Annotated in this window: 26 protein-coding genes; 6 read left to right on the plus strand and 20 right to left on the minus strand. The window is 53.9% G+C overall.

Going from position 1 to position 21,854, the window contains the following annotated elements; translation table 11 throughout:
• The first annotated feature begins 67 nt into the window (after positions 1-67).
• Positions 68-1,279 (plus strand): MFS transporter, encoded by a 1,212-nt coding sequence (locus GQY55_RS08805; protein ID WP_160040227.1) that lies wholly within the window; start codon positions 68-70, stop codon positions 1,277-1,279.
• Between the two features lie 151 nt (positions 1,280-1,430).
• On the opposite strand, the gene GQY55_RS08810 is transcribed toward GQY55_RS08805, so the two are convergent.
• Entirely contained in the window at positions 1,431-2,069 is a 639-nt protein-coding gene (locus GQY55_RS08810) for an O-methyltransferase (RefSeq protein WP_160040228.1), read from the minus strand.
• A gap of 179 nt (positions 2,070-2,248) precedes the next feature.
• Here GQY55_RS08810 and GQY55_RS08815 point away from each other — a divergent pair, with 179 nt between their 5' ends.
• Positions 2,249-3,388 carry a THUMP domain-containing class I SAM-dependent RNA methyltransferase gene (locus tag GQY55_RS08815; RefSeq protein ID WP_160040229.1) on the plus strand — a complete coding sequence of 380 codons (1,140 nt, stop codon included), beginning with the start codon at positions 2,249-2,251 and terminating at the stop codon, positions 3,386-3,388.
• 134 nt (positions 3,389-3,522) lie between these two features.
• Here the strand turns inward: GQY55_RS08815 and GQY55_RS08820 are convergent, their stop codons facing one another.
• The 12 genes from GQY55_RS08820 to GQY55_RS08875 form a co-directional block, all read right to left on the minus strand.
• The gene (locus tag GQY55_RS08820; protein ID WP_201452129.1) at positions 3,523-4,302 is read right to left on the minus strand and encodes an aldo/keto reductase; all 780 of its coding nucleotides are present in this window, start codon (positions 4,300-4,302) and stop codon (positions 3,523-3,525) included.
• Positions 4,303-4,505: 203 nt separating this feature from the next.
• The gene (locus tag GQY55_RS08825) at positions 4,506-4,790 is read right to left on the minus strand and encodes a hypothetical protein (RefSeq protein ID WP_160040231.1); all 285 of its coding nucleotides are present in this window, start codon (positions 4,788-4,790) and stop codon (positions 4,506-4,508) included.
• A gap of 109 nt (positions 4,791-4,899) precedes the next feature.
• Positions 4,900-5,202 carry a HesB/IscA family protein gene (locus GQY55_RS08830; protein ID WP_160040232.1) on the minus strand — a complete coding sequence of 101 codons (303 nt, stop codon included), beginning with the start codon at positions 5,200-5,202 and terminating at the stop codon, positions 4,900-4,902.
• Positions 5,203-5,339: 137 nt separating this feature from the next.
• Complete coding sequence (locus GQY55_RS08835; RefSeq protein ID WP_160040234.1) at positions 5,340-5,606, minus strand: hypothetical protein; 267 nt, start codon at positions 5,604-5,606, stop codon at positions 5,340-5,342.
• Between the two features lie 152 nt (positions 5,607-5,758).
• Entirely contained in the window at positions 5,759-6,958 is a 1,200-nt protein-coding gene (locus GQY55_RS08840) for a M14 family zinc carboxypeptidase (protein ID WP_160040236.1), read from the minus strand.
• A gap of 194 nt (positions 6,959-7,152) precedes the next feature.
• Entirely contained in the window at positions 7,153-7,968 is an 816-nt protein-coding gene (gene racE, locus GQY55_RS08845) for a glutamate racemase (RefSeq protein ID WP_160040238.1), read from the minus strand.
• A 197-nt stretch (positions 7,969-8,165) separates the two neighbouring features.
• Positions 8,166-8,525 carry a YtxH domain-containing protein gene (locus GQY55_RS08850; protein WP_160040240.1) on the minus strand — a complete coding sequence of 120 codons (360 nt, stop codon included), beginning with the start codon at positions 8,523-8,525 and terminating at the stop codon, positions 8,166-8,168.
• Positions 8,526-8,547: 22 nt separating this feature from the next.
• On the minus strand, positions 8,548-8,997 hold the full coding sequence (locus tag GQY55_RS08855) for a DUF948 domain-containing protein (protein WP_160040242.1): 450 nt from the start codon (positions 8,995-8,997) through the stop codon (positions 8,548-8,550).
• Between the two features lie 187 nt (positions 8,998-9,184).
• Positions 9,185-9,610, minus strand: coding sequence for a DUF86 domain-containing protein (locus GQY55_RS08860; RefSeq protein ID WP_160040244.1), 426 nt, complete (start codon positions 9,608-9,610; stop codon positions 9,185-9,187).
• A gap of 155 nt (positions 9,611-9,765) precedes the next feature.
• On the minus strand, positions 9,766-10,053 hold the full coding sequence (locus GQY55_RS08865; RefSeq protein WP_160040246.1) for a Dabb family protein: 288 nt from the start codon (positions 10,051-10,053) through the stop codon (positions 9,766-9,768).
• Positions 10,054-10,139: 86 nt separating this feature from the next.
• Positions 10,140-10,559 carry a phage holin family protein gene (locus tag GQY55_RS08870; RefSeq protein ID WP_160040248.1) on the minus strand — a complete coding sequence of 140 codons (420 nt, stop codon included), beginning with the start codon at positions 10,557-10,559 and terminating at the stop codon, positions 10,140-10,142.
• 149 nt (positions 10,560-10,708) lie between these two features.
• Positions 10,709-11,851 (minus strand): polysaccharide deacetylase, encoded by a 1,143-nt coding sequence (locus GQY55_RS08875; protein WP_160040250.1) that lies wholly within the window; start codon positions 11,849-11,851, stop codon positions 10,709-10,711.
• A 347-nt stretch (positions 11,852-12,198) separates the two neighbouring features.
• Here GQY55_RS08875 and GQY55_RS08880 point away from each other — a divergent pair, with 347 nt between their 5' ends.
• The 3 genes from GQY55_RS08880 (at position 12,199) to GQY55_RS08890 (ending at position 14,836) form a co-directional block, all read left to right on the plus strand.
• Entirely contained in the window at positions 12,199-12,786 is a 588-nt protein-coding gene (locus tag GQY55_RS08880; protein ID WP_160040253.1) for a helix-turn-helix domain-containing protein, read from the plus strand.
• Positions 12,787-13,183: 397 nt separating this feature from the next.
• Positions 13,184-14,401, plus strand: a complete 1,218-nt coding sequence (locus GQY55_RS08885; RefSeq protein WP_160040256.1) for an MFS transporter — start codon at positions 13,184-13,186, stop codon at positions 14,399-14,401.
• Positions 14,402-14,413: 12 nt separating this feature from the next.
• Positions 14,414-14,836 carry a universal stress protein gene (locus GQY55_RS08890; protein WP_160040258.1) on the plus strand — a complete coding sequence of 141 codons (423 nt, stop codon included), beginning with the start codon at positions 14,414-14,416 and terminating at the stop codon, positions 14,834-14,836.
• Between the two features lie 109 nt (positions 14,837-14,945).
• Here GQY55_RS08890 and pstB read toward each other — a convergent pair whose 3' ends face one another.
• From pstB to GQY55_RS08910, 4 genes are all read right to left on the minus strand, one after another.
• A complete protein-coding gene (gene pstB / locus GQY55_RS08895) occupies positions 14,946-15,704 on the minus strand; it encodes a phosphate ABC transporter ATP-binding protein PstB (RefSeq protein ID WP_160040261.1) in 759 nt (252 codons plus the stop codon).
• A gap of 12 nt (positions 15,705-15,716) precedes the next feature.
• The gene (gene pstA / locus GQY55_RS08900; RefSeq protein ID WP_160040264.1) at positions 15,717-16,613 is read right to left on the minus strand and encodes a phosphate ABC transporter permease PstA; all 897 of its coding nucleotides are present in this window, start codon (positions 16,611-16,613) and stop codon (positions 15,717-15,719) included.
• Between the two features lie 3 nt (positions 16,614-16,616).
• A complete protein-coding gene (gene pstC, locus GQY55_RS08905) occupies positions 16,617-17,549 on the minus strand; it encodes a phosphate ABC transporter permease subunit PstC (RefSeq protein WP_160040267.1) in 933 nt (310 codons plus the stop codon).
• Between the two features lie 84 nt (positions 17,550-17,633).
• Positions 17,634-18,557, minus strand: coding sequence for a phosphate ABC transporter substrate-binding protein (locus GQY55_RS08910; protein ID WP_160040776.1), 924 nt, complete (start codon positions 18,555-18,557; stop codon positions 17,634-17,636).
• A 204-nt stretch (positions 18,558-18,761) separates the two neighbouring features.
• On the opposite strand from GQY55_RS08910, the gene GQY55_RS08915 reads away from it, so the two are divergent.
• Positions 18,762-19,667, plus strand: a complete 906-nt coding sequence (locus GQY55_RS08915; RefSeq protein ID WP_160040270.1) for a LysR family transcriptional regulator — start codon at positions 18,762-18,764, stop codon at positions 19,665-19,667.
• 187 nt (positions 19,668-19,854) lie between these two features.
• On the opposite strand, the gene GQY55_RS08920 is transcribed toward GQY55_RS08915, so the two are convergent.
• The 3 genes from GQY55_RS08920 to GQY55_RS08930 are packed head-to-tail and all read right to left on the minus strand — an operon-like array spanning position 19,855 to position 21,767.
• Positions 19,855-20,604 carry a hypothetical protein gene (locus GQY55_RS08920; protein ID WP_160040272.1) on the minus strand — a complete coding sequence of 250 codons (750 nt, stop codon included), beginning with the start codon at positions 20,602-20,604 and terminating at the stop codon, positions 19,855-19,857.
• 15 nt (positions 20,605-20,619) lie between these two features.
• The gene (locus tag GQY55_RS08925) at positions 20,620-21,024 is read right to left on the minus strand and encodes a hypothetical protein (RefSeq protein ID WP_160040275.1); all 405 of its coding nucleotides are present in this window, start codon (positions 21,022-21,024) and stop codon (positions 20,620-20,622) included.
• A gap of 35 nt (positions 21,025-21,059) precedes the next feature.
• Positions 21,060-21,767, minus strand: a complete 708-nt coding sequence (locus GQY55_RS08930; RefSeq protein ID WP_160040277.1) for a TetR/AcrR family transcriptional regulator — start codon at positions 21,765-21,767, stop codon at positions 21,060-21,062.
• Between the last annotated feature and the right edge of the window lie 87 nt (positions 21,768-21,854).

The raw sequence follows: 21,854 nt of genomic DNA on the forward strand, positions 1-21,854 counted from the left end.
TATACTGGAATAACCTGTGTTTTTCATCCCGCGATTTCAGTCACAAAGAAAGGAAGTGAAAAGCACATTGAAACCGTGGAAAGTTAATTTGATTGTGCTTTGGATCGGCCAGTTTCTGGTCAACTCCGGAATGACGATGATCACCCCGTTCCTGTCCCTGTATCTGGCGAAAGATCTGGGAGTGCGGGGCGAGCATGAAATCGGCTTGTGGGCAGGTTTGATTTTTGCGGCCAACTTCATGACTTCGTTCATTTTCCAGCCCCTTTGGGGCAAACTGGCCGACCGGTACGGACGCAAAATCATGCTGCTTCGCTCCGGCTTCGGCATGGCGATCGTCATTACGCTGATGGGCTTTGCCCGCAATCCTTGGGAGCTGCTGCTGCTGCGTCTGCTGAACGGCACGATCTCCGGCTTCAACCCTGCTTCGATTTCGCTCGTGTCCGGCACGACCCCGAAAGAACGGATGGGCTTTGCGATGGGGATCATGCAGTCCGGCTCCGTGGCCGGAACGATTCTCGGACCGCTGATCGGAGGAGGCCTCGCCGATTTGTTCGGGTTCCGCCCTATTTTTTACATTATCGGGATTCTTATTTTCGTGGCGTCGCTGCTGGCGCTTTTTCTCGTCAAAGAAAACTTCAACCGCGAAGAAGCCGCAAAACAGCCGCAAGCCTCCGTGCTTGCCGGATTCAAGGAGCTGACGAAAATCCCGCAGCTTCCGGCATTGTTCGCCGTAACTTTTTTGCTGCAGTTCGCGATGATGAGTCCGATGTCGCTGCTGCCGCTGTATGTTGAAAAGCTGCATGCCTCCGAGGTCAACCTGGCGTTCTGGGCCGGCATGGTGAGCGCCGTAACCGGGTTGTCCAACATGATCACCTCGCCGATTCTCGGCAAGCTGAGCGACAAAGTCGGTGCGCACCGGATTTTGACCTTCGCCTTGATCGGCGCCGGGGTGATGCTCATTCCGCAGGCTTTCGTCCAATCGGTATGGCAGCTCATTATCGTCCGGTTCCTGATGGGCGTTTTTATGGGCGGCCTGCTGCCGAGCGTCAATGCGCTGATCCGCTCTTATACGCCGGACGGCATGGAAAGCCGGGCCTTCGGCTTCAATACGAGCACGCTGGCGCTCGGGAACATGCTGGGCGCTTTGGTCGGCGGATTTTTGTCCGGCTTTATCGGCATCGAAGGGTTATTTATCATCTCCGGATGCCTGCTGCTGCTCAATATGGTATGGGTGCGCCTCAAGCTTTATAAAAAGGGCAATGCTCCGCAATTCCGGTAGCGAACGGATGTATGGTCAAGGATGTGGGGAACGCGCGCCTCGGCTTCGCAGCTGATGCAGATACTTTGCGGGGAGCCCCGAATTATAAACCCTATAATGAAAAAAGGTGGCGCAGGATTGATCCTGCCCACCTTTTTTTGCTGCCCTGGACTTATCGCTGCTGCGGTTTCACCATCGCCACGGCCAATCCGTCGTATGCCGGCAAAATCGTGCCGATCAGGCGTTCATCGGTCGCCATCGACTCGTTGAAACGGCGGATCGCTTGCACCGAAGGTCCGTTTTTGTCGGGGTTCAGCGTTCTTCCGCGCAAAAACGTGTTGTCCCCGGCAATGATTGCCCCGGGATTCGCCAGTTCAATGGCATATTCGAGGTATGCCGGGTAATTCTCCTTATCGGCATCGATAAAAAAGAAATCGAATTTCCGGCCTTCCTGCTTTAAGGTTTCGAGGCTGTCCACAGCCAGTCCGACCTTAAATTCCACCTGGTCGCCGAAACCGGCTTCCGTCAGGTGCGCCAAAGCCAGATCGGCATATTCCTGCTTGAGCTCAAGCGACGTCAACCGTCCCTGCGGCGCCAGGCCTCTGGCCAGGCAGATCCCGCTGTAGCCGCCCAAAGCCCCGATTTCCAGCACCTGCTCGGCTTTTGTCGCCGCTACCAGCATCGTCAAAAGACGTCCGTATCCCGGCGCAATGGAAATGGCCGGCATACCTTTGTCGGCGATATTTTGTTTTACGCGGGCCAGCAGCCCGTCATGTTCCAGAAAATGGTCCGCGTATTCTTCAGGATTCATGGATTGTCTCTCCTCGCATTTTCATTCAAAAAATCGCATGGGAAAGGTTTGTTTCTCCCTCTGCATTACCCTATACTATTATAGAATGAAATTGGAGGGATTCAATCCGTTCCGTCAGCCGAGGCTGACATTGGAATACATACGAATCGCATCTGAGAAAATGGAGTTGAACATCGCTTATGCCCCGCTTGCAATTGATTGCTACCGCGCCGATGGGCCTCGAGTCGATCGTCGCGCGTGAACTTAAAGAATTGGGTTATGCAGACATGGAGGTCGAAAACGGCCGCGTCACCTTTACCGGCGACCTGAAGGACATCTGCCGCTGCAACTTGTGGCTGCGCACGTCGGACCGGATTCTCGTGAAAATGGGAGAGTTCCCGGCCAAAACGTTTGACGAGCTGTTCGAAGGAACCAAAGCGCTCCCTTGGGAGCAATGGATTCCGGCCGACGGGGAATTCCCCGTCGAAGGACGCTCGCATCATTCCCAGCTGAGCAGCGTTCCCGCCTGCCAAGGAATCGTCAAAAAGGCGATCGTCGAAAAGCTGAAGCAAAGCTACCGTACCGATTGGTTCCAGGAAAACGGGGCGCGTTACGTCATCGAAGTGAACCTGCACAAAGACGTCGCGCTCCTGACGCTGGACACGACGGGACCTGCGCTCCATAAACGCGGGTACCGGAAACTCGTCACCGAAGCGCCGATCAAGGAAACGATGGCCGCGGCCATGCTGCAGCTGAGCCGTTGGAACGTCTCCCGTCCGCTGTACGACCCGTTCTGCGGCTCCGGCACCATCCTGATCGAAGCGGCGATGATGGGCTGGAACATCGCGCCGGGGCTGCGCCGCTCGTTTCCTTCCGAGCATTGGCGCATCATCCCCGAGCAGCTTTGGAGCGAAGCCCGGGAGGAAGCGTTTGACGCCGTTCGGGACGACGAGCCGCTGCAGCTTACCGGCAGCGACAACGACCCGAAGGCGATCGAAATCGCCAAGGCGGCCGCAAAAAGCGCCGGCTTTGCGCGCGACATCGCATTCCATGTCCTGCCTGCTTCGAAAATCAAACCCGAAGGCGAATACGGCTGCCTGATCACCAACCCGCCATACGGCGAACGGCTGAGCGAAAAAGCCGAAGTCGAGAAGCTGATCCGCCAGCTCGGTTTTACCTCCGCCCAGCTGCCGACCTGGTCCTTTTTCGCCATCAGCCCGACCAAGCAGTTTGAGCATTATTTCGGACGGAAAGCCGATAAAAGACGCAAGCTGTACAACGGACGGATCGAATGCCAGTACTACCAGTATTTCGGTCCGCTTCCGCCGCGGAAACATTGATAATCGCAAGGCGGTAACAAAAGATTTCCTATGGAAGATATGCAAAAACCGGATTCCCCAGATGGGGAGTCCGGTTTTTTAATGAAAGACGCGTTCAAGCAGCCAGTCCGCATGAAACCTTCCTGCGCAAAAGCTTAGAAAAAAAGCTCGTCCGGGTTCGTTCCGACCCGCTGATCTTCATTCAGCGCATCGATCCGTTCCAATTCGGATGGCGTCAGCTCGAAATCGAAAATGGCCGCGTTTTCCCGAATGCGCTCCGGCGTAACGGATTTCGGGATCGTCACGATCCGGCTTTGCAGGTTCCAGCGCAAAATGACCTGCGCCGGGGTTTTGCCGTATTTCCGGGCAATCTCCAGCAGCGTCTCGTTATCCCCGAGCCTTCCTTTCATAAGCGGGCTCCAGGCTTCGATCTGGATGCCGTGCGCGCTGCAAAAATCCCGGAGCGGCCGCTGGCTCAGGCGCGGGTGAAGCTCAACCTGGTTCACGGCCGGAACGACGCGGCTGTCTTTCAGAAGCTCTTCCAAATGGTGAACGTGGAAATTGCTGACGCCGATGGCGCGGACGGCCCCTTCCTCATAAAGGCGCTCCATCGCTTTCCAAGTATCCTTAAACTTGTCCTTGCCCGGCCAATGGATCAAATACAGATCGACAACGTTTAGACCCAGCCGTTTCCGGCTTGCTTCGAAAGCACGGAGCGTGGAGTCGTATCCCTGGTCGTCGTTCCAGACCTTCGTCGTTACGAAAATCTCGTCTCTCTCGACGCCGCTGTCGGCGATCGCTTTGCCGACCTCCTCTTCGTTCCCGTAGACGGCGGCGGTATCTATGCTCCGATATCCCGTTTCCAGAGCAACCTTGACGGCCTCATACACCTCATTGCCTTTTGCCTGATATGTACCGAACCCAAACCACGGCATGGCGATTCCATTGTTCAGCGTCGTGTTATCCGTTATATGTTTCAAGCTGCTTCGCTCCTTCCCTTAGGATGATAATTTGCATCAAATATCAGTTTCATTATACCATGCCTCCACGGCTTCCCCCAAAACGCCCTTCCCGACATGATCGGAGTCCAAAAAAAGTCCCGCAAAGCTTCATCTTCGCGGGACTTTAGACAGGCAACTTATTTCGTTTGTTCTCCTTGCTGGCGGGAAGCGATGGAAGCCAGACGGCTTTTTTCCTCGGCCAGCATTTCCTCGGCCATCTCCACGGCTTGTCCGTTCAAGCTGTTGCCGGCTTGGCGCACCGCCTGTTCGGTATGGACGAGACGGTTTTGGGCCTGCTCGATCATCCGGTCGTTCGGATGGGACATCGCCTGGGAAACCGCGTAATGCAGCTTCTCCACGGAATTCTGCGCTTGGGAAATCGGATTTTGCGATTGCAGGCTGGAATCGTATCGGGATGCCATGGGCTGCTCTCTCCTTCATTCGAAAAGTTGCTATCCACCCTATAGGATGGAGCTTCCGGTGAAGAAGTATGCATGACACACGGCCCCGTGTCCTTTTGCCCGCTGACGGTTAATGGTCTCCGTGGTTTCCTTTGGACGGGTTGGTAATGACGAAACCTTCCTGCGGAAAATACAAATAGTCGATTTTCACCCCGTCAAGCAGCGGCTCGCTGCGGTCCAAGAGCACGTCGATGTTTTTGTCGGTGCTGACGATCTCGTCATTTTCGCCGGGTTTGTCCAAATCCAGGCCATAGTGGGCATGGTCTCCATGTGCATGCGTCACGAGCACGCGAAGCTTCAGATCCCGGTTTTCTTCTTTCTCCAGTTCTTTTTGCAGCACTTTGGCCGCATTGCGCGTAATTTTGCAATTCATCGTTTATCGACATCTCCCGTTTCTGAGGATAAAAGCATGACGAAAAGGAACACGTGGATCGGCGCAAACCTCCCGCGCGTGTGCATGTTCGTTTTCCTTATATCTTAAAAGAATCCATAACCGCCTGCAAGGGCGCGTTAGCGTTTGCCTCCCGAAGGCGGCATCTTGATGGACGGGTATTTCCGTTCCATTCGGGTAACGTACCATCCCATGACAATCAGCGTCACGCCGATATCGTCGATCGGTACAAACGGCATCACATCCGGCAAAACCCAATACAATACTACAGGCACCACAAAAAGAAGCTTGTCCACCAGAGATACTTGCGGGGAGGAAAGATACATCCAACATTGGCCGGGCATATGGGACAGACGTCTGAGGGACATCAGTTTTCTCCATTTCATGCTCACCCGCTCCCTTCAACTGACCTTCGAGTAACCTTTACGATCAAAACTTTACGATCAAAAGAGGAGACCACCGCTCCATCGATACGGCGACGGCCGGCCCCCTCACAAGTAGTATACGTATTTTTACAGAAAATGTTTCAAGCTCCTTTTCATATCGACATCAATTCGGCGATCACCAGGCCCGTTTCCAGCGCAACATTGTCGAAGTCCTCGAGCGGAAGCGGATTTTTGCCGAGGCCGATTTCCACGGTAAATCCCGGGCGCCGGAATTCCTGGATGAACCAGTCCTTGTAACCGGCGTCGCTGCCTTCAAGTTTGACGGGGCGGTACCCGCTTGCCTGGCCGAGCCTTCGCGACCACTCCCGGCTTTCCTTCGGTTCGTAATTGCGATAATTCCAATAAATTTCCTGTCCCTGGCTGTGCAGCGATACGGCCGCGTCCGGCGACGTTTTGACGGTAAATGCCGCCAGCGCCTCCGCTTCCGGCTCGCTGAGCGGCGACGTTCCCGCGTAGTCCCTTGGCCCCGGCGATCTTTTCCCGCGCCGCTGGACCTCTTCTTCCCAATGGGCAGGGAACTGGTCGCCCAAGTCCACCCCGTTGATGTTGGCTTTCCAATGACGATAATCGCTTCGCCCCCCGTTCCAAGCCGTCAGCAGCTCGTAATACGGATTGCTCGGCTGAACGCCCTCCTGCACCAGCTCCACGCCATCCGGATTGACCATCGGGACGACCCACAACGTGCATTGCTCAAACCACTGGCGCGGGTCGTAACCGTTCCAGCGGCTGCACGACTTCAGAGCTAAAGCGTACTCTTCTATAAAGTGCATAATGCACGGGGTCGTTATCCATTCATTTGCATGGATGGAAGCGTTCACATGAATGGTTTTTGGCCCTTCCCCAATTTTTACGTAAGGGATCGGCTTGCCCAGCACGCTTTCGCCGATCGTTCCGGACGATATATGCGGGTACGATTGGGACAGCCTGCTGACATCGTGGCACAGATGCCTGTAGCCGTATTCCCCCTCAAGATGCACGATCCGGCCGATTTCGGCATGCGGCAGCACCAATACGCGTCCTTCCGGAAAAAAGTCCCGGGAGAGTCCCGGATTCATTTCAAGCAGCGCAGCTTCCCGGACATGAAAAGCCTCCGATACCCTTTCCGGACTGTCTCCAGGTTGTATGACATATCTTCTCCTTGGGGAAGACGGCAAAAAAATAATTTGGCCCGGCACCAAATAAGGCTGTTCCCCTACCCAAGGGTTCGCGTTGATGATATGGGTGCGGGATAACCCTCGGCTTGCGGCAATACGATCCAGGGTGTCTCCTTTGCATACGGTATACTGCTCCATGGCGACTTCCTTTCCTGCAGCCGGTAAACGGCCGCTTTTCTATGGTGTTTTTCTGATTTTATGACGGCGATGCCTTGGACCATGCTAAAAACACCCCTTCAAAAATACAGCCCGGCGTTCAGGCCGATTCAGTTCCTTTACAAATCCCCTGAAAAAAAGAAAAGGGGCCCGGCGTCCCGGAACCCCTTCCCTTCTTATACCTCGACGAATTTGGAAACCTGCCATACGACGGGCGTTCGCCGGATTTGCTCACCCAGCCAAGTTTTGGCGATTTTCTGGAACATCTCCGGGTCCCCGCTGCAAAAAAATTGATGCACGGGGCTTTCATCGCCGCTGGCAAGCTGCCCTTTGTCGTACAGGATCGTGCTGAGCTCCCGGGCCGTCTCGTCCGCCGAGCTGATCAGCTTCACCTGCTCTCCCATAACCTCTTGGATCGTATCTTTCAAAAACGGATAATGCGTGCAGCCCAAAATCAGGCAGTCGATCGAAGAACTCCGCATGTTTCGAAGCGACGCTTCGACGACGGAGGTTGTTTCTTTCGACCGGAACTGTCCTTGTTCCACAAGCGGAACGAGCGCGGGACAAGCTTCGCTTACCACATGCACGTATGGAGAAAGCTGCTTCAAGGCTGTCGTGTATGCGCCGCTGCCGATCGTACCGATGGTGCCGATGACGCCGATAAGCCCGGTTTTCGTGGCGCTGATGGCGGCCCTGGCCCCCGGGTGAATCACTCCGATCACCGGGATGGACACCTTTTCCGAAATATAGTCCAGCGCTGCTGCCGTTGCCGTATTGCAGGCGATGACGATGGCTTTGGGATTGAACTGGCATAGGAAATCCACGATTTGTTCCGTAAATTTCCTTACTTCTTCGGACGAACGGGGTCCGTATGGCGTGCGGGCAGTGTCTCCGAAATAAATGATTTTTTCCCGTGGGAGCTGTCTCATGATTTCCTTGACGACCGTTAGCCCCCCTACGCCCGAGTCTAATATTGCGATTGCTTGCTGCACGAACACACCGCTTCCTTCTTGTCGATTTATACTCTTTCAATGGCTAACATATGAATGCTGAACGCTAAACGTACCTTAGTCTTTTACGCCAATTATTGCAGGGTCCGGCGGCTGATTCGCGACACGATAAGACGCAGCAAAAGCAGGCCCGCTTCTCCCCCGTTAGGGACACGGACCCGCCCGCAACACGCGTTTCTTTACAGATCTCCGGCATCCTCTTCCAAGTTTTTGCCCGAGACGCTGTCCTGCTTGCCGTAATCTTGAACCGACGAGATTTGGGCCATTTCAGGCTCTTCTTCCACCTCCGGGTTGCGCCAGCCGCGGATATCCGAAATGACGTTGCCGGCCGTATCCTTCACTTTGCCGAGCAGATTGGCGCCCTGCTCGCTAACCTTTTCCGCAAATTCCTGCGTTTTGCTGCCGATCGTTCTGGCGCCTTCAGCGATATCTTGACGAAGCTCCTTGCCTGATTTCGGCGCGAGCAGAAGTGCGGTAACCGAACCTACCACGCTGCCGATCAATGCGCCCCACAACAAGCTTTTGTTTTTTTCCTTCATCGTTCTGATCTCTCCTTTGCGCTCAGGCATGATCATCCGCAAGGGGTTCGGACTGCCGTTTGACGGATTGCCAGACGGATAGACCCACATCCAGCCACCGGAATGCCTCCGCCAGGCGGAGCTCATTTTCCCGATGCGCCTTTTCCAGGCGTTCCATCGCCGTGTCGGTAACGAGCTGCGCAATGGCATCGGCCCGCTGCACCGTATTCGTCAAGCTTTCGCCCGCCATTTTCAGCGATTCGCAGAACGGCCTTACTTCCTCCACCCTGGACTGCAGCTGCGTTAACGTCGCCGATGTCTGCGCCAACAGCTCCTTGGATTCGGCGGCAAGCTGTGAAATTTCCTGCTCCGCTTTTCCAAGGACGTCCTCGGTTCGAAGCAGCACTCTGCGGATGGCATGCAAAAGGATCAGCGCGACGACGGCGAATAACGCGAACCCAAAGGCAAAAAACACGGCGCCCCATTCCGACATGGTGTGTCACTCCCTTCACCCTTACGGGCTAATGCCCATTTGTTAGGATATTATAAGCGCGGGGAGATTGTCCTGACACAAAAGACAAGGCGGGTTTTTGAAAAAAAATCGGCCCATGAAAAACAACAAGCCCGATCCGGTCTTCTGGATGGGCTTACCAGTCAATGCAGTCTTTTCAGATAACGAATCAATGGCCTAGCTCCCGGCGGACGTATTCCCGCACCTGAACGGCAAATCCGTTCAAGATGTCCGGCAGCACCGGCGTCAGCGGATGAAGCTCGTCCCGTTTCCAGGAGTAATACTCCTGTACCAAAGGCTTGCGGAGACCGACCAATTCGCGGAGCGCTCCGTAAATTTCGTCGTCAAAAACCTTTTCTTCATGGTTGATTTCCATAATATCTTCATAGCTGCTGGCATCCCGCATAATAAAGCCGTCGATCAGATAACTTCCGACATCGGTCACGACCTCGATCGCCAAATGCAGCGCACGTTCCTGAACCATGCCGAGCATCACGCCGCCATCCCAGGATTCGGCCGCTTTGTTCAGCGCTTCGGCAATTTCCGGAATCGCGTCCAGACGAAGCTGGATCTGCTCCTCATTTACATAATACACGGTTTGTACCTCCAAGCTGCGAATGTTATTTGCCTTTTTTGCCGCGGCGCTTCAGCCAGAAAAACATGACGAAAATCGCTGCGACAAACACGAATAGCAGAAACAATGTTTCCATCGGATATTCCAAATCGCTCATAATTCGTACTTCCTATCTGCTAGATTTCGTAATCGACGCAAAGGGACAATTCTTTCGTTTCGTTCAAATGACGAAGGACTTCCTGATGGACGGGATGCACCTGATAAGCCTGCAAATCGTCCAAGGAAGAAAATTCGGTCACAAGGGCGATATCAAACGAACGTTCCGAATGAACGATGTCCACGCCGACCTCGATCGCGCGCAGCTGCGGGATTTTCCCTTCCATGTCGCGCAGGATGGCTGCCGTCTTGTCAACGCTTTCCGAAGATCTATCTTGCAATTTAATGAAAACGATATGTTTGATCATCTCTATTCTCCTCGCAAGGGTCGTAAGGTTACAAAGAAAATATACCATATCCTCCCGCTTTGGAAAAGAGAAGCCTCTTTCAAAGGTTACCGTTTCGGCGTGTCGTTTTCGTTATCTTTATCTCTAAGCACCGCAATCATTCTCCGCAGTTTGCCCGGCATAGGCAGTCCGAGCCGTCCATAGTTTTCCGTGATCGAAATAAGCTCATTCGACAAATAGAAATAGATGGCTCCCGTTTTGATGACATCGGATCCGCCGCTGAGAAGCATGTCCATCTGATGGGCCATAATAATGACCACCAGCATGAGTGCCTTCCGGGCCAGGCCCCAAAACCCGACATCGCTTTTCAGGCCGGTTCCTTCCTTGAGCGAGGCGAGTATTCCCGTGACGTAGTCGACGGCGATGGTAAACAAAAAAAACCACAGCAGCGTGTCCCAACTCCCGAATGCGTAGGCGATCAAGCTGCCGGCGAGCGCGCTGATGCTGTTGACGGCAAATGTATTCATAAACTGCGCCTCCCTTCTATCCTCTTCTATATCCTATGAAGGGAGGGCGCAGCCTGCGAAGACGAATTGCCCGTCGGCGTGCCCATTTGATAGATTTGGAGTCGTCGTGCGGATCTGCTGTGGTTGATCACAAATGATCTATTCGATTGTTAACGTTCGTCGTTCCAGAAATTGAGCGGCTTCATGTCGCTGGTCAGCGGCTTGAACGTATAGCCTTCGGCCTGAATGGCCTTGATCAGCTGCGGCAAAATCGTCACCGTCGCATGCTGGTCATGGAACAGGACAACCGGGGTGATCCCTTTGCCCTTCATGTTTTTCACGTCCCGGATGACGTTGTCGTAAATCTTTTGCGGGTTGCTCTGGTATCTCCAGTCATTCGAATCGATGTTCCAATCCCACAAATGATAGCCGCTTGCGGCCGTCTGGTCGCGGTATGCCTTCGTAAAATAAGGCTTGCTTCCGTAAGGAACCCGGATCAGCTTCGTGTATACGTTGGCCGCCTCATGCAGCTTGGCATTGTCCATGTTCATTTCGTTCAGCGCCGAATACGGCGAAGCGTAGAACTTGTTTTTCTGATGCGTCATGCCGTGCAATCCGACCCCATGGCCTTCCTTGACGATGCGTGCCACGGATTGCGGATGATTGGCGATTTGGTTGCCGAGCATGAAGAACGTCGCTTTTACCTTGTACTGGCTCAATACATTGAGCAGCTGCGGCGTATACGGGGATGGACCGTCGTCAAAGGTAATGTAAATCGTTCTGGCATTTGCCGCAGGTTTCGAACCCGGCGTCTGCGCCTGGGTTTTATGCTGCTGGATATAACCGTTATATTTGTCCGCCAGCTGCGCATCCGTCAAGGCCGCTCCGCCGTTGAACGCGCGGTACAGGTTTTGCTTCGGCAAATACGACAGCGAAAACCCGAATTTTTCGCTCAGGATCCGAAACGAGATCATCGTTCTTCCGTTTTTGACGAACGTGTTTTTGCCGTCCGCCGGAAGGGTCGCCGAAGCGCCGCCGCGATGGGTCAGCGTTATTTTCCCTTGCGCGTACTGCACCGACAGATTCATGGCTGACGCGGTTTGAACCACAGGAACGTATAAAGTGCCACTATGTATGACCGGGGACATCGGATATGTAACCAGCGTGTCGTTGACCGCAACGAATACGGAAGATGCCGCGCTTCCCGCCGAACTTCCCGCAGCGATCGCGTTTCCTTTGCCGGCGGAAAACACACAGCCGAAGATCAGGATCAGGGACAACATCCATTTGGAGCATTGCAAAACCTTTTTCACTTCTCTCTACCAACCTTTTTACGCGTATTTTGCATAGATTTGTCGTCTCAAGGAATCTATTAAACGAATTTCCCCGCATCTAAACTTCGAATCTAGCAATCTAGTTCTTCTGCATTGTACCTGACTATGCCGGACGTTTCAATTTCATTTCAGTAACCATTTCTGTCATCTTTTCGGAAATATAAGGAATTGGAGGAGATTTGTGCAATTGAATTTATGACTACTTTCCCGCAAACTATGAAAAAAGCATATCGAACTAGGAAGAAAGCCATAAAAATGGGCGATAGTTACTATTGAAAAGAAGCGTTTAAAAATGTAGAATTTGAAGAAAAATATTCGGAGGAAATATGCCTACACAACAAGAACAGCATTCAATTCAGGCGTGGTCTCTGATCAACCGCAAATATTTGGGAAAAGGCATCCGCGTCAAACGCTTTCGCAAGCCTTCCCGCTGCCAAGTCCGCAACCGGGTGTTGCTTGCGGTTTTGATGGCAAACGATATCAAGCTGTCCCAGCTTGCCGAGGAGCTTGGCGTATCTTCGCGAAGCGTCAGCGCTTGGGTGTACGAGGGCCGGATCCCCGGCAAAAAAAACCTGGACAAAGTGTGCGAGTTTCTCGGGTATCCGCATCATATTTTGTTTAACCGCACCGTGACGTCAAACAGCCCGATTATTTGCCAGCCTTCTTCGTCCAGATTTATGCGGAGAACGCTAACCCGTTCGCCTGTGGACAACAAAATTTTGACCGGACTGTGCATGGTTCACGACCTCTCCGTCAGCGACGTAAGCGAATGGATGCACATTCATCCGGGCACGTTCCGCAAATGGCTTCATCAGGGAACGCTGCCGTCCCCGAGTTTTCAGGATCGGGCCGAGCTGTTTTTCCGCATCCCGAAATCCATCCTGTTTGCGGATTGTGTTCTAAACGAATCTTAAACCAAAAACGAATATGGCCGCTTTATCCAGCCAAGCGCTTGGCAGACAGCTCTATGATCCGGCATTGATTCCGGCTTATAGAGCTGTTTTATTTTGGGCAAAATAGGTTGAGTTTTAGAGGAGAACGCACGCTTGGTTCTTTGGGTTTGATAACGCAAAAATGAAATTGCGCACAAAAGTTAACGTTGACGTTAACGTTAGATAGGATTAAAATGATGGATGTCAAAAAGCAAATGATGCAAGGGAGGAAAGGCATCCGCCCCCAAGCAGCGGAACTAGGAGCCAAAGGGTCCTTTTTTTCTTCCGCGAAGCCTTCAATAGCCGCCGTTTTCTTGCGGTAAGTACTCATAAAGCAAATCGATAAGTACACCACTAAAAAGAGAGGTAATGAATTTCCATGAAATCCAATGCAACGGAACCTCTGGAACTCGAACAGAGGAAAAACGGGCTTCTTTCCCAGCCCAAAGCGGTATGGGCGATCGCCTTTGCCTGCGTCATCTCCTTTATGGGTCTCGGACTCGTCGACCCGATCCTGCCGGCCATCGCCGCGCAGCTGCACGCCAGCAAAAGCCAGGTATCCCTCCTCTTCACCAGCTATAACCTGGTCACCGGCGTGGCGATGCTTATCACGGGCGTCATTTCCAGCCGGATCGGCATCAAAAAAACATTGCTTACCGGCATTTTGCTGATCGTCGTTTTCTCCGCGCTCGGAGGCTTCTCGAACACGATTTCGCAAATCGTCGGGTTCCGCGGCGGCTGGGGACTGGGCAACGCCCTGTTTATCGCCACCGCCTTGTCCGCCATCGTCGGGTTGTCCACATCCGGAACGGCCAAAGCCATCATCCTGTATGAAGCTGCGCTCGGGCTCGGCATATCGGTCGGGCCTTTGCTCGGCGGCGAACTCGGCTCCATCAGCTGGCGCGGACCTTTCTTCGGCGTGGCGGGACTTATGCTTGTCGGATTCATCTTTATCATCTTTATGCTTCCGTCCATTCCGAAACCGAAAAAAGCCAGCACGCTGGCCGACCCGTTCAAGGCGCTGTCCTATCCGGCCCTGCTGACGCTTGGAATTACGGCGTTCCTGTACAACTTCGGCTTTTTCACGCTGATGGCATACTCCCCGTACGTCATGGAGCTGGATGAGCACGGTCTCGGCTACGTCTTTTTCGGCTGGGGCATTTTGCTGGCCATTACGTCCGTCTTCGTCGCGCCGAAGCTGCAAAAGCGGTTCAGCGTCGTCAAATCGATTTGTACGGTGCTCACCTTGTTTACGATCGTTTTGATCATTATGGGGGTCGGCACCTACAACCACTCGCCGAACACCGTCATCGTCTGCGTTATCGTTGCCGGCATTTTCCTCGGCATCAACAATACGCTGATCACGACGGCCGTCATGCAGGCCGCGCCGGTAGAGCGTTCCGTCGCATCCGCGGCGTACAGCTTCGTCCGCTTCCTTGGCGGCGCCGTGTCGCCATGGCTCGCCGGCAAGCTTTCGGAATGGTACCGGGCGGAAACCCCGTTTTATTTCGGCGGTTTGATGGTATTTATTGGTGTCATCGTCTTGCTTGCCAGCCGCCGGCATCTGCAGCATGTGGATAAGGCGGAAGGCCATTAAGGAGGTCATCGTATGTATAACCGAATTCTCGTGCCGGTAGACGGCTCGGATCATTCCCGGCGCGCCCTTGAGACGGCTGCGAACCTGATCCATAACCTGAAAAACATGCCCAATCTCGCGGTGCTTCACGTGAACCCCTCCATCTCCATCAACGAGCCGCCTGTAGGCGTCGATCTGGAGGAACACATCCGGGAGGAAGGCGAGAAAATTTTGGCCCCGGCCACGGCATCCCTCGCCAAGCTGGGGATCGATTTCGAAACGTACACGAAAACCGGCGATCCCGCTTCCGTCATTTGCAAGACGGCCGAAGAGCAGCACGCCGATCTCATCATTATGGGCAGCCGAGGCATCGGCCTCATGTCGGAGCTTCTCATCGGCAGCGTCAGCCACAGCGTCGTGCAGCATGCCCACTGTCCGGTCATGATCGTCAGATAACGTTTCAAGGCATGCCAAACAGGGTACCCCTAAAGGTTTTTGCAACCTTAGAGGTACCCTTTTTTTGACCGCAAAAGCAGTGTTGGAACTTGGAATTTGAAACCGCATGTTAACCGAATCGGCCCGAAATGTATTCCTGCGTCATCGGCTGCTCGGGATTCGTAAATATCTTTTCCGTCTTGTCATGCTCCATCAGGCTGCCCAAATAAAAATACGCGGTGTAATCCGAGATGCGCGCCGCCTGCTGCATGTTATGCGTTACGATGACGATGCTCAGTTCCTTTTTCAGCTCCGTGATGAGCTCTTCGACCTTGGCGGTCGACACCGGGTCCAGCGCCGAAGCCGGCTCATCCAGCAGCAGGATGCGCGGTTTGACGGACAACGCCCTGGCGATGCAGAGGCGCTGCTGTTGGCCGCCGGACAAGGATAGGCCGGACTGCTTCAGGCGGTCCTTAACCTCGTCCCAAAGCGCCGCTTTGCGCAGGCTTGTCTCCACGATTTCGTCGAGCTGTTTTTTATCCTTGATGCCGTGGTATTTCGGTCCGAAGGCGATGTTTTCATAGATCGATTTATAAAACGGGTTCGGCTTCTGCCACACCATGCCGATTTTTTGGCGGAGCTGGATGACGTCGGTATCCGGGTCATTGATATCCACCCCGTCGATCCAGATGCGGCCTTTGATTTTCGCCTGCGAAATTTCGTCGTTCATCCGGTTCAGGGAGCGCAGAAACGTCGATTTGCCGCAGCCGGACGGCCCGATCAGGGCGGTGACGGTTTTTTCCGGAAAGTCCAGGCTAATATTTTTAACCGCTTCGTATTGTCCGTAAAAGACGCTGAGATGCTCTGTTCGAAACGATGTCGCATTCATTATAAGTTCCTCCTATCCCATGCGCTTGGAAGCGGTCATCGCCTTGTACAGCGCGCCGCCAAGCCATCTGGCGAACAGATTGAACAGCAGCACGAGAATGACGAGCACGGCCGATGCGCCCGCGGCGATTTGCGCGGCATCCGGCGCCAGGCCTTCGCTGTTGATTTTCCAAATGTGCACCGCCAGCGTTTCGGCCGGACGGAACGGATTGATCGGCGACGTCGGGCTGAGCGGGTTCCAATTGGTAAAATCCAGGCGCGGCGTGGACATCCCTGCCGTAAAGAGCAGCGCCGCCGCTTCCCCGAATACTCTGCCTGCGGCCAAAACCGTACCGGTCACGATGCTGGGAAGAGCCACCGGAAACAGGACGGAGGAAATGATTTTCCATTTGGACAGCCCGAGCGCAAGCCCGGCTTCCTTCTGCTCTTTCGGCACGCTCCGGAACGCCTGCTCCGTAATCCGCACCATCAAGGGCAGGTTAAAGATGGTCAGCACCAAGGCGCCGGAAAACAGGGAGAAGCCGAATCCGAACGTATTGACGATCAGCAACAGGCCGAACAAGCCGACCACGATCGACGGAAACGAAGACAACACTTCGACGACAAGCCGGATCGTACCGGTGATTTTCCCCGGTTTGGCGTATTCGGCCATGTAAATCCCCGCCCCGAGTCCGAGCGGAATCGTAATGATCAACGTCAGAACAAGCAAAAACAAGGAGTTGAACAGCTGCGGCCCGATGCCGCCTCCGGCGCGGATCGTTTGCGGAACCGAGGTCAGGAAATGCCAGTCGATATGGCTGAGTCCCCGTACCAGAATAAAGCCGATCAGTCCCACGAGCACCGCGACGATCAACAAGGAAAACACCACGATAAAGAAGGTTGCAATTTTGTCGGTCAGTTTCGCTCTCAAATCCTATTGTCTCCTTTCCAAAAGACGGACGATCATGACGAATACGAAGGTCATGAACATAAGCGCAAGCGCCATGCTCCACAATGCGTTGCTGTGTGCCGATCCCATCACGGTGTTGCCCATGTCAAGCGTGATGACGCTCGTAAGCGTGGATGCCGACTCGAACAAAGACCGCGGAATATGCGGCGCGTTCCCGATGACCATCTGCACGGCCAGCGCTTCGCCGAAGGCGCGCGCCATCCCGAGCACGACGCCGGTCAGAATAGAAGGCAACACGGTTGGCAAAATAACTCTGGAGATCGTCTGCCAGCGGGTAGCGCCAAGCGCAAACGAAGATTCCTTCAAACCGCGCGGCAGCGACGCCAGCGCATCGGACGCCACGCTCGTAATCGTCGGCAGGATCATGACGGACAGGACGATCGCCCCTGCCGCGATCCCGATCCCTTGTCCCGGGAACACATTCCGCAAAAACGGCACGACGACGGTCAATCCGATAAAGCCGTATACGACGGAAGGAATGCCGGCGAGCAGCTCAATGACGGGCTGCAGCAGCTTTTTGCCCCAGCCGGGAACGATTTCCGTCATAAACAGCGACGCGCAGATGCTGAGCGGGCTGGCGATGAGCGCAGCCAACAGCGATGTGGCGAATGACCCGAATATAAACGGCAGCACGCCGTACTTCGGCTCGCCGTTATTGCCTTCCGGGTCCCAGGTCGTGCCAAACAGAAAATCGCTCAGGCTGACGCCGTCGCGAAAGAACGTCGCAAGTCCTTTGGACGCGACGAAATAGACGATGGATAATATGATGACAATGAGCAAAGCTGCGCAAATAAACGTATAGCTCCGGCCCGCAAAATCTTCGGCGTGATGTTTTTTCCAGCGGGCGCGGCGTGCTGGCTGTTGAATTTGAACAGGCCTTTCATCGATAGCTTTCATCGTTGTCCTTCTTTCTAATGTGAAAATAGAGGCGAAATTCCCTTTCGCCTCTTTCTTGCGTGAGGTTTTGCTTTCGTTCAGGGCTTACTTCGTCACGTTGCCGTCCGCGTCGCGCTTCACTTCCATCTTGCTGACCGGAATGTATCCAAGCTCTACGACGTCGCCGTTTTGAATGGCATCCGAAGCGATGTAATCAAGGAATGCTTTGACTTCAGGCTTAGGGTCGCCTTTGGTGTACATATGCTCGTAAGCCCACACCGGATATTTGCCTGTAGTTACGTTTTCGACCGTAGCTTCCACACCTTCGTATTTGAGCACTTTCACTTTGTCGTCAAGGTAAGAAAGTGCGAGGTAACCGATGGCTCCAGGGCTCTCGGCCACGATTTTCTTGACCGTACCGGAGGATTCTTCCTGGATGGAACCTTTCAAATCTTCGGTTGTTGTGCCCAGTGCGTATTTTTCAAACGTTTTGCGGGTACCGGAGCTTGCCGGACGGTTTACGATGACGATTTTTTCGTCTTTGCCGCCAACCTCTTTCCAGTTGGTCACTTTGCCTGTGAAAATATCAACCAGCTGCTGTTTCGTCAGGTTGTCTACGCCGACATCCGGATTGGTTACCGCAGCCATGGCGACGACGGCCACTTGATGGTCTTTCAAGTCTTTTGCTTCGTCTTTCAGCTTTTCTTCCGCAAATACGTCGGAGTTGCCGATATCGGCTTGCCCGCCTGCGACTTGCGTCAAGCCCGTACCGCTGCCGCCGCCTTGCACTTGCACTTGAATTTTGGAATACTGGGACTCGGCCATGAATTTTTGCGCCGCTTGTTCAACAAGCGGTTGAAGCGCCGTGGAGCCGACGGCAAGCACGGAACCGCTCAGTTCCGCAGCCGGGGATTTATCGTTAGTTGCAGCACCGGAAGCGCTGTTTGTGTCTTCGGTATTTTTGCTTCCGCAAGCGGCCAGCATGATCACCAGCGCCAGCGTGCAAAGCATGAGTAACGGTTTTTTCATTTTGATCATCGTTTGTTTCCCCCTGTATTTGTATGATCCAGGCAGTTTTTCTTCGCTGCCGACAAATTCATTGTAGCTTTCTATCATTTTGTAAAATGATGCGTTTTGTAAACGGAAAGATAAAAAAATGTATAATCTATTTATCATTAAATAGAATAAATCTATAATGATAGTGAAGAATTTGATGACATCAGGGGGATATCGATGAATCTGTTAAAATTGCAAATCCTCGTTCTGATCGAAAAGCTGAAAAAAGTGACGGATGTGGCAAGGGAAATGGGCATGAAGCAGCCCACCGTGACGTTTCATATGAAAAGCCTGGAGGAGGATCTGGGCGTTTCCTTGTTCGAGGCCAAAAGGGGACGGATTTTGTTAACGGAGGCCGGCAAGGCGCTTTATCCATATGCGGTGAAAATGACGGCGATGGCCCAAGAGGCCCGCAAAGCGGTGCAAGATTATGCGGATCTTAATAAAGGGCATTTGAAAATCGGAGCGGACAGCATGATGGGCGCTTACGTTCTGCCGCCGCTGGTCGGCGGCTTTTGCAGCCGGTTTCCGGGCGTCCAGATCGAATTGAACGTCACACCCACCCGTCGGGCAAAAGAGCGGCTGCTGAACCAGGAAACCGATTTGGCGTTTTATTATGCCGAAGCCGCAGGTTCTTTGGACGGGTCGAAGTCGGTAAAAGAAGAAAAGATCTTTCAAGACCGCATCGAGCTTATTTTTGCCGGAACACATGCGTTTGCCGGACTCAAATCGGTGACGCAGCAGCTCATCGCCCAGCAGTTTTTCGCGCAGCACGGCGACGGGGCGTTTATGACGGACTTCGCGCGCGCGTATGCGGCCGATTCCGGTATCCATCTTTGGGAGCGGACGGCGGCCGATTCGCCGGAAATCGTGAAAAACATGGTACGGTCCGGCGGATTCATCAGCCTGTTCCCGCTTTCCGGTATCCGGGAGGAGCTTGCGTCCGGTGCGCTCCGTTCGCTGCCGCTGCCCGGACAGGCCGATCCAACCGTGACCGGCGTGCTTGCGTACCATGCCGATCAGCCGGCTTCGCCCGTTTGCGAAAGGTTTATCCAATACGTGCGGGAACAGGCCGAAAACTGATAAAGGGGCATCTCCCCCGGATCTTTTGGATCATGAGAGACGCCCCTTTTTATATTGAAGAAACACAGCCCCCGCGAGGAGATGACCGTTAACTTTTTCAACTTAGCCTTGCGTGTATTTTTTCATCGTAAATCTCGCGATGGGCTTAAGCATCCATACTTCGATTCGAAACGTGATGCCGATATTTCTAAACTTGCGCCGCAAATTTGCTCCGGCTCCACAGCCACATCGGCGTATGAATGTCGATCGGGCACAACCCGCTGCCCTGCAGCAGGTCTTCCCATCTGGAAGCCGCAAGCTCCCTTGCCTTCGGGCCGGCAGCTTCCTCCTCGGTCAGGATGCCGAGTTTGGCGCTGGATTGAAGGACATGGGTGTCGGGCGCCACCGTAATGCATTCCCGATCCGGAAAGTCAGCATCCGTGTACTGTTCCATCACGTACAACCAGTAGTTCATGATTTTGTCGCCGCCCAGATAGGGGAAGCTTTTTTTATGCTGCATCATATGCTGCTTGATCCGGCGGACGGAATTCCCGTTTCGGCGGAAAAGGTTCCGCAAGTCCCCGTCCAGCTGATCCATGATCGTGACGCACAGCGTCCGCCAGACGGCGGGCTGCTTGTTCGGTTGAAGCGCGACCTTATGTTTCAGCAGCTTTTCCCGCAGCTTCTCCGCGTCCATGGCAGCGGCCGCCGCCGGATCAAACACGTCCATCGTGTCCGGATCGTTAAACGTCCGGTGAGCGCTCTCCCAAAGCGCGTACGAATTCCGCTGGTAATTCAGCGCCATCGGCAGCGTAAAATAATGATAGCTTGCCGCCGAAGACGGCTCCAGGGGCGGGTGTTCGTCCTCGGGCATTTTCTCGCCGCCAAGCTTCCCCTGTTGATGAAGCAAAATTAATTCCGTTATATCCCGCAAAATATCGTCCCTGCTCCGCAGCATGCGTCCTGGCTCCTCTCAAATCGACGTTCCCTTTTTGCCCGTCAGCATCGGCAGCAGCAAATACAGCCCGTAAGCAAACGCCATCCAAATGACGAAGGCCAGCAGCTGTTCATCGGACAACCCCGCAAAAAAGACGCCCTTGTTCCATATCACAAACGTGTCCAGGATTAAACCGACGGCGCTGCCCACCACGCCAAGCCTTACGGCCGCGTAGGGACTCGGATCGAGTCGGCGAAAAAGGACAAATACGACGTACAGCACGACGCCCGTCGCGACCTCCAGCAAAAGAAACGGCGGCAAAAAGTGTTGCCGGTACGGGCTGACCAGCACCAGCGGTCCGAAAAAGACGAAAAACAGCGTCGCCCCCAGCCAAACCAGCAGCGAAAACAGCAGCGTCAGCCCCATCTTTTCAGAAAACATGCCAAAAGCTCCTTTCCACACGGAATTGTCCAAAACTATTCGGGTTTTGCCTCCCGCAGCAAACGCTCAAAAAATCGGCCGAGTTCGGTAAACACTTTATCCCGGTCCAGCGCGGGAGAAACCAGGCTTTGCACGGCCAAGCCGTCAAAGATGGCGTTAATGACGACGGCCCACACCTCGAACGACATGCCCATAAGACGATCATCCGCATCGTCTGTTCCGGATTCGGCTTCCTGACGTCCGCGGCGCGTAGTTTCGCCGTTCGGCGGATCCGTTTTCGGCCGGTCCCCGCTTCCGGAAGTTTCGCTTGAAGGCGGCGGATTTTCCGCGCCCGCAAGGTGCCGCAGCCGATCCGCAAGCACCCCGTTTTCGAACGAAATCAGGGCGCCCAGCTCCTTTCTCGTTTCTTCATGTTTCAGGCTGAACACGACAAGCGATAGAAACAAGCGGTGAAAAAAGGAATCGGGCCCTCCCCGTTCTTTTGCCGCTCCCAGCGCCTCCGACACGGCAAACTCCTTGGTCTGCAAAGCAGAGAACTCATTCCATGAGCGTTCGCAAACATCTTTGACGACGTCCAGCATCAGCCGGTCTTTGGTCTGGAAATGGTAATACACCGTTCCTTGCGTGACGCCGATGCGTTCCGCCACCATTTTTAAGGTCAATTTCTCCAAGCCCTGTTCCACGATGCATTGTTTGGCCGCTTCGATCAGTTCCTGCTTGGAAACGACATTCGGTTTAGCCATGTATATGCTCTCCTTTTTCTATAGTTAGTCATCCAACTAACTTACTAACAATATATACCATTCGCCGGGAAAAAGTAAAGACGGATT

The sequence above is a fragment of the Paenibacillus sp. USDA918EY genome (genome assembly GCF_009870825.1).
Lineage (GTDB): Bacteria > Bacillota > Bacilli > Paenibacillales > Paenibacillaceae > Paenibacillus_AQ > Paenibacillus_AQ albilobatus.